Origin of the sequence: Terrabacter sp. NPDC080008 (assembly GCF_040702505.1) — a bacterium.
In the GTDB taxonomy this organism is placed as follows: domain Bacteria; phylum Actinomycetota; class Actinomycetes; order Actinomycetales; family Dermatophilaceae; genus Terrabacter.
This window is the reverse complement of sequence record NZ_JBFBLC010000002.1, coordinates 377,137-389,690: the sequence shown is the minus strand read 5'-3', so window position 1 is coordinate 389,690 and position 12,554 is coordinate 377,137. Positions and strand designations below refer to the sequence as shown.

Sequence of the window (12,554 nt, the reverse complement as noted above, 5' to 3'; positions counted from 1 at the left end):
CGGGCGGCACGTTTGATGGTCCTAGTAGTGCAAGGCTTCCCCGATGGACGTAGTTGATCAGGCCTCGGATGATCTGGCAGCGAATGAGCGAGCGCGCCTGCGGGCGATCGTCAGCGCCGACGGGCCAGCGTTGTGGGCATTGCATGACCCGAACTTCGTCTTGTGCAGCCCGGGCGGCGGGATCTGGGATCGGGAGCGATACGTCGGCGGCCTGTGCGACGGCTCAGTGAGCTACACCCGATTCGAAGCCATCACCCCGATCGAGGTGTTACGCAGCGGCGATCTGGCTGTTGTCCGTTACCTGTCGGTCATCGACCTCAAGACACCGCACGGCGGCGGCCATTTGGAGTGCTGGCATCTGGACACCTACCTACGTGATGCTGCTGCTGGCTGGCGCTGCCGCTGGTCTCAGGCCACAGACACCATTCAGGACTGAACCGAGGACGCGCGGATCTGCCGCAACGCGTGAGACTGCGTCAGGTGCCGGGGTGATTCAGTCGGTAAGGGCAGTGGCAACCCAGGCGTGCAGGCCGCCGTCGTTGAGGTCGACAGGAGAGCGAAGGATCGTCACGGTCGCTCGCAGCTGCGTCCACCTGCGGGCTCGCTCGCGATCGATGTGCGCGGCTTCCGCGAAGACATCGATCCTGCGCCGCAGCGCTCGTTCGGGCTGGTCCTGATGGTGGAGCTCGACCCACCGGTCGCGCAGGTGGGTGAGACACTCAGTAGCCAGGTCACCCACCACGCCGAGCGGGTCGATCGCCAGCCATTCTTCTCGCGTTCCACGCAGGACGTTGTTCTGATGCAAGTCTCCGTGCAGGACCGTGTCGGGCTGCTCTGAGCCGAGGTCGCGACAGGACGCCACGGCAGCGGCGACGGTGCGGTCCGGCAGCGCCCGGCCGCAGCGTCGGTTCATGTCCGGCAGCTCGAGCGCCCACTGCTGATAGGCCTCAGTCAGCCGAGGCAGGCCTTCCGGGGCCGGCACGGCTAGTCGGCGAACGAGGCCGCCCACCACCGCCATCGACACTTCCGCGTCCTCGACCTCGGCAAGCGAACGGTCCTCAAGGTTCTCCAGCAGCCGCGCCCCAAGCTCGTCGTCGCGCTCCAGCAGCAGGACGGCACCCCGGCCGCCCCAGACGCTCAGGACTGTGGACTCGAAATCGTCCCTGTCGCTCGGAAGCGACATCTTCAACACGGCGCGGGTGCCGTCGGCGCGACGCACCGGCACGACGACCCCGCCGTGCCCGGCCCGTACGTCGCCGGCCGGCACGCAGGACCAGCGAGCCATCAACTGCGTCGACAAACGAGGTAGCTGCTCCAGCCAGTCACGCACTGACTCTCCGCGGTGGGTTAGCCAATACTCTCGAGACTTCGCCGGGACGAGCACGTCTCACAGCCCCCGAGGTGAGCCCGTTTGTCCCATTGTCCTCACGTTCATGATGTAACCAATCACCCAGCGCAATCGCCAGTCGACTTCCGGACATCAGCGTGCGGCATTTACCGCTCATGCCGCCGACGGGTCATGCCTCGAGGCGCCAACCTTGAGTCGCTGCGCTGATCGCATACGCGCGCGCTCTTGCGCTCTAGGGTGCATCCGTGAGGACCTATAGCCTGCGAAGGCCGATCGCGCTGCTCGAGTCTTTCCTCCTGCCCTCTGTCCTTTCTGTCCTCGTGCTCCTCGCAGTACGACCGTTCGTCTTCGCGCTACCCGTGGTGCTCGTCCTTCTTTGCTTCGGGGCATGGACCCTACGTCGGGTGTCCCGGCGCACACTGACGGTGACAGAGGCCGGCATACAGCTCCAGCGCGACAACTACCGACTGGAGGCCCCATGGGGCGCGATAGTCGGCGTGGAGCGGGGGCGTCGACGCGGACTGGTCACTGCCGATGAACTGGCTCTCGGTGAGAGCACGATCCTCGCGCTGGACCGCAGCGACAACACCACGACGCTGCCTCAAGGTCTGGCGGGCCATCCGGCCACACGGCGAGTACAGGTCAGCCTGTACGACCGCGACTGGGCCACTGGCCCCCTGGGTGAGCGTCTGAAGGCTCAGGGTCTCGCCGTCTGACCTTTCCGGTCATGCCGCGCTGAGGACGGCTACGCTCGTCCGACTTTGCCGCATTGCGCGCGAAGGCCAGACCGTCAGCGGTGCGATCCGTCAGAATCCGCTCATGCCGACGGTCCTGCTGAACCGCGTCGTTCACACGGACTACGGCCAGCTCGACGTGGGCTGGCGTTTCCCCTTCGGTTTCGACGGCGACTTCGACCGGTTCTTTGAAGGGCAGCTCAACGGCCTGGTTGGGGCTGCCGACGCGAACGGCGTCTACCTCAACCTCGCACGACGATCCGGGGGCTCGAGGGTGCGGATCGAACTGGTTGAGCACGCTCCGGACCCTCATCTCGAGACGTGGGAGGACGTCGTAGAGGTGTCGGTGACGATTCCGGAAGGCGCTGATCCTCGGTGGTCATCGTGGGCCGGTGAAGACGGGGGCGCCTTGCTCATCCCTGCCGGGACCTATCGCCTCCGGGTGAGCGCACGCGGTCGGGACGCCGGCCGAGACGGCGAGTTCGCCGAGGGCGTCCTGGACACCTATCTGCTCGAGTTCTGGGCTGCACCGATCGAACTGGACGCCGTCGTGCAAGTCAGCAGTGACGATGCCGCCTATTGGCATCGGGAGATCGGCGGTCGGCGCTGACGCGCGATCATGCCGCCGACCGGTCGAGCCGAGTTAGGGACGCTGGCTGACCCCATGAGGACGGGTCTTACCACTCCGCCGGCGGCAACCGGGCCCCTTCCCCGGAAACCACTCGGCATAGGAACATCCTCGGTATGTGCTCTGACTCCGACCGGACGCCTTACATCCCGTCCGAGGCCGGCGTCGTCGGCGGCTGGTACGCGCTTTCTGCGGACGGGCCTACCCACGCGGCGGATGAGTCGAGGCCGACTGCGGACGATGGCGGCCTCTTCCTGGATGAGGAGTCGACGGACGCCCGCGAGGCAACTCAGGAGCCAGCGGCCGGGACAGGCGTCGTTTGGATCATCAGGGTTGGCGGCGAGTCTGCGGACGAGATGTCGGGCAGTGAAGCTGGGCCGTGGCATGCATCGTGGCAGGGCGAGGGCAATGAGCACGTCACGTTCGACGGTGAACGGGCCGCGGTGATCGAATGGGCACGGGCGCGGGGCGCCGCCAAGATCATGATCTCCGAGGCCGGCGCCCAACACATCCCGCTCGACTGACTGCAAGAAGCGCGACCGCCGTCTCAGGCACCTGGACGTTCTCGACCCGGCCCGGACACACTCTCACGGTGGGCCGTACCGCTCCCAGATTAGGTCACGGGCACTGCCCTCTAGCGGCCTGGCGTCGAACATGCCGCCTTGGGCGTATGAGCTCTCAAACTTGCCTTGCTCCAACTCCGGAACGATTGTCCACGGTTCGTAGTCCTCCTCCGGCGGCTCCGAGCGCCCGTCGAGCCAGCAGACTCTGCAGAAGAGCCACTCGTGATACCTGCGCCCGAACGGCCAGTAGCGGAAGTAGGTCACCTGCGTCACAAGATGCGCTTCGAGCCTGCCGTTTCTGCTCAGCTCCCAGACGGCGTCCCGGTACAGCTCGAGTCGTGGATCTCGCGGACGAGGACCTTCCGATGACATGTGCCCTTGTCTACAAGCCCTCGAACCGGGAAGCACCTGCAATCGCACGCAGGACTCCAGAATCCCCGCCGCGATCAACCCGCCGCTCAGTACGAGCGACAGGAAGCAGGGCGATGCAACGGGACTCTTGACGTCCTGAGCAGACATCCGGACATGCCGCGGATCGTGCCCATCGTCATTCGTTCGCGGTATCCGCGTGGCGGTGGACCACCCTCCACGCGCCGTCCTCGCGGCGGTACACCTGAGTGGCCCGCAAGGTGTAGGTGCGGGGCTCGCTGTCGACGGAAGCCGATGTGTGCTCGAGGCCTGCGGTGTAGGCCATGTCGCCCATGAGGTCGTACGCCTGCAGCTCGAACGTGTAGGAAGTGCACTCGGAGAATGAGTTGCCCAAGGCGGTGAAGAGCTCGTCCAGTTCGGCTTGGCCATGTGCGCTGCGCCATGCACCTAGGACGCTTACCGGTTCCTCTCGGGACCATAGCGCCCGTCGTGGCGCGGGGTCGCCGTTGTGAAGGGCGAGCTCCGCCTGGTACAGAGCCGTGCTCACCCAAGCGAGGAAGTCGTCACGATCGGTCACGTCAACGAGCATGGCTGCCTAGTCACGGCCTTGGGCGAGAACGCCTCGCGTCGCATCCGGAACTGCCGCTAGGAGGGCAACCTCGGACCCTGCGACGACCGGCCGCTTCGTCGCCGATGGAGCGTGCCACACCTGTGCGGCTCGTTCCGGCGGGTCACGCCTGACGAAGATGGGCCGCAATCGCGCCCAGGGCTTGGTTTCGCTCCGCTGGCGTCCAGGGCCGCCCGTCGAGGACGACCCACGCGACGCGCGTGGGTGTCAGGAACGCGACCGCGTCCGCTTCATCCACGCCGCCACTCATCGACGGGAGCACGCCGATGACGGCAGACAGACCCTGCTCCCGAGTCACAGTGCCATCAGCGCAACGTCGGAACGCCCGCTGCATGAAGTCGGCCAGCCCCTTCGGGTCGGTGCCACCGAGTTCGAGCTCGACGTAGGAGAGCGAGCGCGACACGTGCCGGCCTGAGCTCGACCGGCCCTCGTCGGTAGTGATCGCGACGCGGCGGAGCCGGGTGGCGCCTGACGCGATGGTGAACCGGTCCATGCCCATGGACGCCCACGGCGGTGGCTGCCCGCACCAGACGTCATCGCCGCCGGGGAGCACCGCGCCGCAGCGGCCGAAATCAGCCGCGTCGACCCCCAGCACGAACTCGTCATTCGCGTCGATACCGCGGGCGACCCTTCCCTCGAACAGACCTGTGAACGGAAGGCCAGCTCCCCCGCCCTCGCCAAGGTTCTGGTGACTGACACACTGGGCAGCCTCGGGCACCGCTGTCATCCTCGGCGCGGACGCAGTCCCTTGCACCGCGGACGGGCGCGGCGCCGTGGGTCCTCCGCTTGTGCAGCCTGCGAGCAACACGACGACGGCGGCCGTAACCGCTAGGGCAGGCGCCCGGCGCGGCGAGCGTCTGGCGCCTCGCGAGTCGTTGCCCATGGCCCGGAGTCTGCCAGCCAAACTCGCGCCGGCATTCAAGACGCGCATGGAGAGCCCCGCCAGTTCCTCAGCGTCGGAGCCCTGTCCCACGTCCGGGACTGCCGCTTCGCGGAGAACGGCATTCACTTGGCTAGGACGCATGCGAGCCACGGATGCTCTGGGTCCTGGCCTACCAGAGCGGCTCGCAGCCATTCCCGCCGGACGGACGGCAGCACCGTGAGCGTTGCCACCAGGTCCGTTTCGTCCTTCGGCCTACGAAGAGCGGCCTTGTAGGACATGACGATCTCCGGGTTCAGGTAGCGGATCCCGTCGTCGGCGACGAAGGTCACCTGATCCAGGTCGGCCACGTGCTCCGGATCGCGCTTGTTGGTCCACCGGCCCTGACGGTCCGGGGTCAGAGGGACGTCGAGCACCCATGGGCTCGAAGCGTCCTTGCGCACCCACAGCTGGCTGCCGGGGTCGTCGACGCTCTGCCACTGCCCGCCGAGCGGGTGCAGGACTCCGCCGACGTTGTTCCACACATGCCAGTCACCGGACAGATGGGCCACAAAGGCGGGAACGTCACGAGCTAACAACGAGATGTCGGTGTCCTCGTGCTCACGCCGGTAGCCGGTCGCGGCCTCGATCGCCCAACCACCGACCACCCACCACGGCCGGTCGAACCCGGTTAGCAGCCCGGCGACCTCCATCGGCGTCAGCGGCGACCACCGACCGTAAAGCGCCTGGAACTCGTCTTCTTGGCGCTGCTCTCGCGATGAACGCCTCAGCGGCTCACGGTCTTCAGGCATACGGCATCTTCTCCCGCGGCGTGTCCGGCGCCGTCTGACAAGGCCGCGCGGAGGACGTTCTTCCGACCCTGCCGTCGACGACGTGTCGGTCGAGGGTGGGCATCACCTGCGCTGTCGCGCCCGGTCCTTGATCTGCGTGATGACCTCCGTCTTGGCGTCGGCGTAAGCATCCATACTGGGCCAGTCCTGCACGACGAGATCGCGTTTGGTACGCGCGTAGAGCTCGCGGTCGGCTTCGTCGCGGCGAAGGTGGTCACGTAGGAGGAGGTACTCGGCGATCTGCGGGTCGTCGGTCTCGAGGATGTGCACGTGGACATCACGCTCCGGTGTACGAACCAGGCGGTGGCCGGGCTCGCGGACCCGCAGGACGTAGCCGGCGGCGAGGAGCTGGGGCAGGTAGTCCTCTTCGGCGGTGATGTCGTTGACGACGACGAGGATGTCCACAATCGGTTTGGCGGCGAGGCCGGGCACGGAGGTCGATCCGATGTGCTCGATGGCGACGGCACCCCGCGGCCCGAGCGCGTCGCGGATGCAGTCCTCGTGGCGTCGGTAGGTCTGGGGCCACGTGGGATCGGGATCGACGATGACGAGCTCGCGCTTCTCGATGCCACCGACCAGCTCGACGGTGGTCAGGTCTGCCCGTCGATGCGGGCGTTGCGAAGTAGGCATCCGAGGAGCCTAAGCAGCCCCCATTACTGCCGGCAACTGTGAACGCGGACGTCCCCAATGCCGCTGATCGGTGCTGTCGATGTACGGCGTAGCTCGAGCCCTGAGGAAGGCCGAGCTGTGAGCAGTGGAGGCCCCGGCACGGTGCCGTCGCACGTGAGCGGCTCGTTGATCGTGGACGACTCGTCCTTGGCGAGTCTCGAGGGCAACGACTCGGCCTGGTCAAGCCAGACGAGGAAGGTCCGACGGTCGGACTCGTGAAACATTCGGTTCTCCGCTTCGTGGCATGGCGGCATGGTCCGTCGTGACCGAGCCGGAGGCCGGCGACCAAGACGAGACCGTCAGTCGGGACCAAAGGCCCTCCCGGCCGAGGAGATGGAAGTGACACCATCACCACCATGCCCGACTACGCCGTCCGTGCCGCCTTCGACGAGGTGCTGTCCGTGGAGGTCGACGAGCGTCTGCTCGCCCTCGTGCCCGGCACGGTCGTCTCGCACCCACTCAGGGGAGGAACAGAGGTAGCCGTGCCTGCGACGGCGAGAAACGTCCTTCAGGTCGCGGGTGACCTCAGCCGCGTCGCAACCCACCTGTGGGGCGTCGCCGGCGTCGACCCGGTCGCGTTGACGATCGAACGGCTGGAGGGCTGAGGCGCTCTTGCCACCGTGCGTGCTCGGCGCCGCCGGCTGGCTCTAGTCGGCCTGGGTGATCGGCAGCGGCGGCACCGGGCACACGTCGAGGTCGAAGGGCAGGACCTCCGGGGAGATCGCAGCTGCCCGCGCGGCGTGCGAGGTCATCCGTCTCATGTAGTGGCGGCGGCACAGCACCTCGTACTCGACCAGGCCGGAGCTGCCCGGGTTCGTGTCGCCGACGACGACCTGCTCCCCCTCGACGACCATGACGCCGTCCATCACGCGGGCGTTGGTCGTGGCCTTGCGACCGCACCAGCACAGCGCCTCGACCTGGAGCACCTGGACTCGGTCGGCGAGCTCGATGAGCCGCTTGCTGCCCGGGAACAGCTCGGTGCGGAAGTCCGCCGTGATGCCGAAGGCGAAGACGTCGACGTCCATCTCGTCGACGATGCGGGCCAGCTGCTCCACCTGCTCGCAGGTGTAGAACTGCGCCTCGTCACAGATGAGGTAGTCGATGCGGGTGCCGGCGGTCGCACGGTCGACGATGGCGTCCCAGAAATCGAGGTCGTCGCGGACCTCGAGCGCGCCGGTCGAGAGACCGAGGCGCGAGCTGAGCACGTTCGCGCCGGCGCGGTCCATCTTGGTGAAGATGAGGCCGACCCGTCCGCGGGCGCTGTGGTTGTGGTCCATCTGGAGGGCCAGCGTCGACTTGCCGCAGTCCATGGTCCCGGAGAAGAAGACGAGCTCAGCCACGAGGCACCACCCTAGCCACGTCGGGGCGGCACCACGATGACCGGCACGGCCAGCTCGGCCTCGCTCGTGGATCCGTGCAGGCCCAGCAGGGCCACCACCTGCGGGCGCATGAGGCCCGAGTGGACCACGGCGAAGGAGCCGCGGGTCACCACGACGAGGTCGCCGACCCGGGCCTCGACACCAGGGCGCACCGCTCCGATCCACCCCTCCTCGATCACCTGCTCACGGGTCAGCAGACGGACGGCGTCGCCGAAGCGCGCGCCCCAGGTGGACGCGACGTCGCTGACCGCCCCCGGCTCGGTGTAGAGCTGCAGGTTGCGGGGCTCGCCCCCGAGGTGCCGCACTCCGGCCATCAGCGCCGGCTCGTCGGCGAGGTCGACGCGGCGCTCGAACGGGACGTCGGTCATGCCGTGGTCAGCGGTCACGACGATCGACGTGTCGTCGGGGACCCGGGCGGCGAGCTGTCGCAGCGCCCCGTCGACGGCCTCGACCTCTTCACCCCACTGCCATGACTGGCAGCCGTGGACGTGGCCGACCTTGTCGACGTCGCCCCAGTAGAGGTAGACGAGTGAGCGGGGCGTGGCGCGGACCGCGGCCACGGCGGCCTCGACGCGGTCGTCGAGGGTGCGTCCGGCCCGGAACCGGCCCCCGCGCAGCGCGGCCGTCGTCAGCCCGGACCCGTCGAAGTAGTGCGGCCCGACCATCGTCACCGACACCCCGGCGTTCTCGGCGGCCTCGAAGACCGTCTCGTTGGGCTGCCAGGCCCGCGCGTCGGGCCCGTCCTCCCAGGAGAGCTCGTTGAGCAGCCGGTCGGTGGAGGGGTCGAGCACCTGCATGCCGACGAGGCCGTGCGCCCCGGGCGGCAGGCCCGTGCCGAAGGTCCCCATCGAGGTGGCGGTCGTCGTCGGGAAGCCACACGGGACGCGGCTGGCCGTGCCCAGCAGGCTCCGCAGGAAAGGCGCGTGGCCGCTGCGCTGGCGCAGCAGGTCGTAGCCGAGGCCGTCGACGAGCACGACGACCGTGCGCTGGACCGCGGGAAGCGCGAAGACGTCGCGACCGGCATACCGCTGCACCCCGAGCCGGTCGGCGACCGAGGGCAGCACGGACGCGAGCGTGCCGGCGGACCAGTCGGGAGGTCGCAGTGCGCCGTCGTCGGGGGCGTCAGCCACGTCGCTCAGTGGGCCGTGCCGCCGCCGATGCTCGCCGAGAGCACGCGAGCGAAGTGCATCGCGCGCCCGACGGCGTCCTCACCGTCGGCGGCGGAGCTGATCCGCAGCGAGATGTCGTCGGAGGCGATGGTGCCCTCGAAGCCGTGGTCGGCCGTGCAGTCGGGGTCGCCGCACGCGGCCGGGATCATGTCGACGCGGCTGACGGCGCCCCAGCCGAGGGTCAGGGTGAGGTCGCGGCCGTGCGTGCCGGGCGAGAACGAGTCGGGCTGCGCAACGACGTGCGTGAGCATCACCCCGCGGACGGCCGCCAGCGGCACCGTCTCGGTGGTCGCGGTGGCCATCAGCCGGTCCTCGGACTCGGCGTGGTCGTCGGCGTGGGCGATGACGAGGCGCAGCGGCGTGACGACGAGGACGGTGACGTGACGGCGCACCGTCTCGTGGTCGAAGGTCGTCTCCTGGTGGACCAGGTGGGCCACGACCTCGTCGTCGGCCACCGCGGACTCGACGACGTCGCACACCAGCGACGGGTAGTAGCCGGCACGGGTGATCGCCTCGGTGAGGTCGTCGGGAAGGCTGTGGGTGGTGCCCGGGGTGGCGCGTCGCATGCCACCATCCTTGCACCCACCGGGCGGTGCCCCGGTCAGCCGCCCACAACGCCCTCGCCGTCTGCCAGCCTCAGGTCATCCGGCGGCGGCCGGGGTCCTTGCGCACCAGCGCGGGCCGCACGACGACCTCGGCACCGAGCACGTCGACGCCGCCGGTCCAGGCGTTGACCGGGTTGAGCTCCACCGAGGCGAGCTCCGGGTGGTTGTCGGCCATGACCGATAGCCGGGCGACGAGGTCGGCGAGCGCCGCGCGGTGCACCGGCGCCGACCCGCGGTGGCCGCTCAGCAGCGGCGCCGCCTTGACGCCGTCGATGAGGTCGGTGACGTCCACGTCGGTCAGCGGCGGGATGCGGTGCGCCACGTCCCCCAGCAGCTCCGTGGGCGGCCCTGCGACGGAGAAGCTGACGACCGGGCCGAAGAGCGGGTCCTCGCTCGCCCGGATGACGCAGGAGACGCCGGGCACCGCCATGCGCTGCACGACGAAGCGGTCGGCGCCGAGCGGTCCGAGGCGCTGGGTCAGCGACGCGTACGCGTCCTGGACCGCCTCGGCGTCCACCAGGTCGCCGCGCACGCCCGCGATGCCCGGCTGGTGCCGCACGACCGGCGAGGTCGACTTGAGGATGACGGGGTAGGTCAGCTCATCAGCCGCCGCTACGGCCTCGTCGGCGCTCGTGACCTCGACCGCCGGCCACAGGCGTATGCCGTAGGTTCCGAGCAGCTCGCGCGCCTCCTCCCGGGTGAGCGCGCGCCCGTCGGGGCTGCCGGCGAGGCAGGCCTCGATGAGCGACTCCGCGCGGAGCCGGTCGATGCCGACCGGGGACACCGGGGTGCCGCGGTCGCGCTGGCGCCACAACGCATACCTGGTGACCGCGTTGAGCGCGCGGATGCCGTCCTCGGGCATCGAGTACGCGGGCACGGACCTCCGCACGCCCGCTTGCTCGTACGACAGGCCGTCACCGACACCGCGCATCCCGAGGAAGGTCGCGACGCAGGGCTTCTCGTAGTGCGCGACGACCTCTCGCACGGCGGCGTGGACCTCCTCGTCCTGCGTGACGAGCGGCGGGATGAAGGCGGCCACGACGCTGTCGACGTCGGGGTCGGCGAAGGCCGCGTCGAGGGCCGCGGCGAACTCCTCGGCCGACGCCTGCGGCTGCAGCGACACCGGGCCGTGGGTCACCTTGAGGCCCCAGCTCAGGCAGGCGCTCGCGCTCAGTGCCCCGAGGGCGTCGGAGTTGCCGACGATGGCCACCCGGTCGCCCTTCGGCAGCGGCTGGTGCAGGGTCAGCTGGGCGACGTCGAAGAGCTGGTGGACGTTCTCGACACGGATGACGCCGGCCTGGCGCAGCAGCGCGCGGAACGCCTGCGGCGGCACGTTGGTCACGCGGGTGCGGTGGCCGGGAGGGGCGGCGTAGCTCGACACGCCCGAGCTGACGACGATGACCGGCTTGACCGTCGCGAGGTGGCGCGCGATCCGCGAGAACTTGCGCGGGTTGCCCATCGACTCGAGGTACAGGCCGACGGTGTCGGTCTCCTGGTCGTCGATCCAGTACTGCATGAGGTCGTTGCCGGAGACGTCGACCCGGTTGCCCGCGGAGGCGAAGACGGAGATGCCCAGCCCGCGCCGGGCCGCCGACGCGAGCACGGCAACCCCCAGCGCGCCGCTCTGCGCGAAGAGACCGAGGCGCCCCCGCTCGGGGATGACGGGAGCGAGCGTGGCGTTGAGCCGCACGCCGGGGTCGTTGTTGACGAGGCCGAAGCTGTTCGGACCGACGAGGCGCATTCCGGCCCGGCGCACGCGACGGCGCAGCTTCTCCTGCAGGCGCACGCCCTCCTCCCCCGCCTCGGCGAACCCGGCCGACAGCACCAGCAGCGCCCTGACCCCGGCCTTGCCGCAGTCCTTGACGACGTCGACGGCCTGCGCGGCCGGCACGACGATGATCGCCAGGTCGACCGGCTGGGGCACGTCGTGGATGGTCGGGTAGGCCCTGATGCCCTGGATCTGCTCGGCCTCGCGGTGGATCGGGTAGAGCTCGCCCTGGTAGCCCGCGGCGAGGATGTTGCGCATGACGAGAGCGCCGATCGACTCCTCCCGCCGGCTCGCCCCGATGATCGCCACCCGCTCGGGGAAGAGGATCGTGTGCATGCTGCGCGACTCGGCGCGGTGCTCGCGCGAGAGCTGGACGGCCTTGCTCTTCTCCGTGGGCGAGATGTCGAAGGACACCTCGACGACGCCGTCCTCGATGTGGTGCCTGACCTCGTAGCCCGCCTCCTTGAAGACGGTGAGCATCTTGCGGTTCTGCGGCAGGACCTCGGCCACGAACCGGTTGATCCCGAGCTCCTGGGCGATCGCGGCAAGGTGCTCGAGCATCACCGAGCCGATGCCCTTGCCCTGGAAGTGGTCGGAGATGTTGAAGGCCACCTCGGCCGAGGTCGGGTCGATCCGGTCGTAGCGGCCGATGCCGATGATCTCGCCGTCGAGGGTCGCGACGAGGGCCACGCGGTCGTGGTGGTCCACGTGGGTGAACCGGTGGATGTCGCGCTCGCTCAGCTCGCGCAGCGGCGCGAAGAAGCGCAGGTAGATCGACTCCGCCGACTGCTTGCTGTGGAACTGGCGTATGCCGTCCGCGTCCTCCGGCGTGATGGGCCGGACGTGCGCGACGGTGCCGTCGCGCAGGACCACGTCGGCCTCCCACTCGACGGGCGCCCCGGCGGCCCGCGCGGCAACCCGCTCGAAGACGCCGGTTTCGTCGCTGGGCTCGCCGCGATCCATGCGCTCATGGTGCCACGTCAC

At 69.2% G+C, this 12,554-nt stretch carries 15 protein-coding genes; 5 read left to right on the top strand and 10 right to left on the bottom strand.

What is annotated here, in order from left to right; translation table 11 throughout:
* Positions 1–43 precede the first annotated feature (43 nt).
* The gene (locus tag AB0316_RS07785) at positions 44–436 is read left to right on the top strand and encodes a nuclear transport factor 2 family protein (protein WP_366271966.1); all 393 of its coding nucleotides are present in this window, start codon (positions 44–46) and stop codon (positions 434–436) included.
* 57 nt (positions 437–493) lie between these two features.
* On the opposite strand, the gene AB0316_RS07780 is transcribed toward AB0316_RS07785, so the two are convergent.
* A complete protein-coding gene (locus tag AB0316_RS07780) occupies positions 494–1,330 on the bottom strand; it encodes an aminoglycoside phosphotransferase family protein (RefSeq protein WP_366271964.1) in 837 nt (278 codons plus the stop codon).
* A 263-nt stretch (positions 1,331–1,593) separates the two neighbouring features.
* On the opposite strand from AB0316_RS07780, the gene AB0316_RS07775 reads away from it, so the two are divergent.
* The 3 genes from AB0316_RS07775 to AB0316_RS07765 all read left to right on the top strand — a co-directional run bounded on the left by AB0316_RS07775 (position 1,594) and on the right by AB0316_RS07765 (position 3,234).
* A complete protein-coding gene (locus AB0316_RS07775) occupies positions 1,594–2,064 on the top strand; it encodes a hypothetical protein (RefSeq protein ID WP_366271962.1) in 471 nt (156 codons plus the stop codon).
* Positions 2,065–2,167: 103 nt separating this feature from the next.
* A complete protein-coding gene (locus AB0316_RS07770; RefSeq protein ID WP_366271961.1) occupies positions 2,168–2,692 on the top strand; it encodes a hypothetical protein in 525 nt (174 codons plus the stop codon).
* A 134-nt stretch (positions 2,693–2,826) separates the two neighbouring features.
* Complete coding sequence (locus AB0316_RS07765; protein ID WP_366271959.1) at positions 2,827–3,234, top strand: hypothetical protein; 408 nt, start codon at positions 2,827–2,829, stop codon at positions 3,232–3,234.
* Positions 3,235–3,297: 63 nt separating this feature from the next.
* Here AB0316_RS07765 and AB0316_RS07760 read toward each other — a convergent pair whose 3' ends face one another.
* The 5 genes from AB0316_RS07760 to AB0316_RS07740 form a co-directional block, all read right to left on the bottom strand.
* Entirely contained in the window at positions 3,298–3,645 is a 348-nt protein-coding gene (locus tag AB0316_RS07760; protein WP_366271958.1) for a hypothetical protein, read from the bottom strand.
* Positions 3,646–3,820: 175 nt separating this feature from the next.
* Complete coding sequence (locus AB0316_RS07755) at positions 3,821–4,219, bottom strand: nuclear transport factor 2 family protein (RefSeq protein WP_366271956.1); 399 nt, start codon at positions 4,217–4,219, stop codon at positions 3,821–3,823.
* Between the two features lie 154 nt (positions 4,220–4,373).
* Positions 4,374–4,988: a hypothetical protein gene (locus tag AB0316_RS07750; protein WP_366271954.1), complete on the bottom strand. Its 615-nt coding sequence runs from the start codon at positions 4,986–4,988 to the stop codon at positions 4,374–4,376.
* A gap of 287 nt (positions 4,989–5,275) precedes the next feature.
* Complete coding sequence (locus AB0316_RS07745) at positions 5,276–5,941, bottom strand: hypothetical protein (RefSeq protein ID WP_366271953.1); 666 nt, start codon at positions 5,939–5,941, stop codon at positions 5,276–5,278.
* A gap of 102 nt (positions 5,942–6,043) precedes the next feature.
* A complete protein-coding gene (locus AB0316_RS07740; RefSeq protein WP_366271952.1) occupies positions 6,044–6,610 on the bottom strand; it encodes a GrpB family protein in 567 nt (188 codons plus the stop codon).
* 395 nt (positions 6,611–7,005) lie between these two features.
* Here AB0316_RS07740 and AB0316_RS07735 point away from each other — a divergent pair, with 395 nt between their 5' ends.
* The gene (locus AB0316_RS07735; RefSeq protein ID WP_366271950.1) at positions 7,006–7,254 is read left to right on the top strand and encodes a hypothetical protein; all 249 of its coding nucleotides are present in this window, start codon (positions 7,006–7,008) and stop codon (positions 7,252–7,254) included.
* A 42-nt stretch (positions 7,255–7,296) separates the two neighbouring features.
* On the opposite strand, the gene AB0316_RS07730 is transcribed toward AB0316_RS07735, so the two are convergent.
* From AB0316_RS07730 to AB0316_RS07715, 4 genes are all read right to left on the bottom strand, one after another.
* A complete protein-coding gene (locus AB0316_RS07730; protein WP_366271949.1) occupies positions 7,297–7,989 on the bottom strand; it encodes a thymidine kinase in 693 nt (230 codons plus the stop codon).
* An 11-nt stretch (positions 7,990–8,000) separates the two neighbouring features.
* Positions 8,001–9,158, bottom strand: a complete 1,158-nt coding sequence (locus tag AB0316_RS07725) for a nucleotide pyrophosphatase/phosphodiesterase family protein (protein ID WP_366271947.1) — start codon at positions 9,156–9,158, stop codon at positions 8,001–8,003.
* A gap of 5 nt (positions 9,159–9,163) precedes the next feature.
* Positions 9,164–9,763 carry a DUF5998 family protein gene (locus AB0316_RS07720; RefSeq protein ID WP_366271945.1) on the bottom strand — a complete coding sequence of 200 codons (600 nt, stop codon included), beginning with the start codon at positions 9,761–9,763 and terminating at the stop codon, positions 9,164–9,166.
* A gap of 70 nt (positions 9,764–9,833) precedes the next feature.
* Positions 9,834–12,533: a GNAT family N-acetyltransferase gene (locus AB0316_RS07715; protein WP_366271943.1), complete on the bottom strand. Its 2,700-nt coding sequence runs from the start codon at positions 12,531–12,533 to the stop codon at positions 9,834–9,836.
* Between the last annotated feature and the right edge of the window lie 21 nt (positions 12,534–12,554).

What these genes read in the sequence shown, in the direction of transcription:
- AB0316_RS07785 (WP_366271966.1), top strand. Translation starts at nt 44, where the DNA reads ATGGACGTAGTTGATCAGGCCTCGGATGATCTGGCAGCGAATGAGCGA.
- AB0316_RS07770 (WP_366271961.1), top strand. Translation starts at nt 2,168, where the DNA reads ATGCCGACGGTCCTGCTGAACCGCGTCGTTCACACGGACTACGGCCAG.
- AB0316_RS07765 (WP_366271959.1), top strand. Translation starts at nt 2,827, where the DNA reads ATGTGCTCTGACTCCGACCGGACGCCTTACATCCCGTCCGAGGCCGGC.
- AB0316_RS07760 (WP_366271958.1), bottom strand. Translation starts at nt 3,645, where the DNA reads ATGTCATCGGAAGGTCCTCGTCCGCGAGATCCACGACTCGAGCTGTAC.
- AB0316_RS07745 (WP_366271953.1), bottom strand. Translation starts at nt 5,941, where the DNA reads ATGCCTGAAGACCGTGAGCCGCTGAGGCGTTCATCGCGAGAGCAGCGC.
- AB0316_RS07740 (WP_366271952.1), bottom strand. Translation starts at nt 6,610, where the DNA reads ATGCCTACTTCGCAACGCCCGCATCGACGGGCAGACCTGACCACCGTC.
- AB0316_RS07735 (WP_366271950.1), top strand. Translation starts at nt 7,006, where the DNA reads ATGCCCGACTACGCCGTCCGTGCCGCCTTCGACGAGGTGCTGTCCGTG.
- AB0316_RS07720 (WP_366271945.1), bottom strand. Translation starts at nt 9,763, where the DNA reads ATGCGACGCGCCACCCCGGGCACCACCCACAGCCTTCCCGACGACCTC.
- AB0316_RS07715 (WP_366271943.1), bottom strand. Translation starts at nt 12,533, where the DNA reads ATGGATCGCGGCGAGCCCAGCGACGAAACCGGCGTCTTCGAGCGGGTT.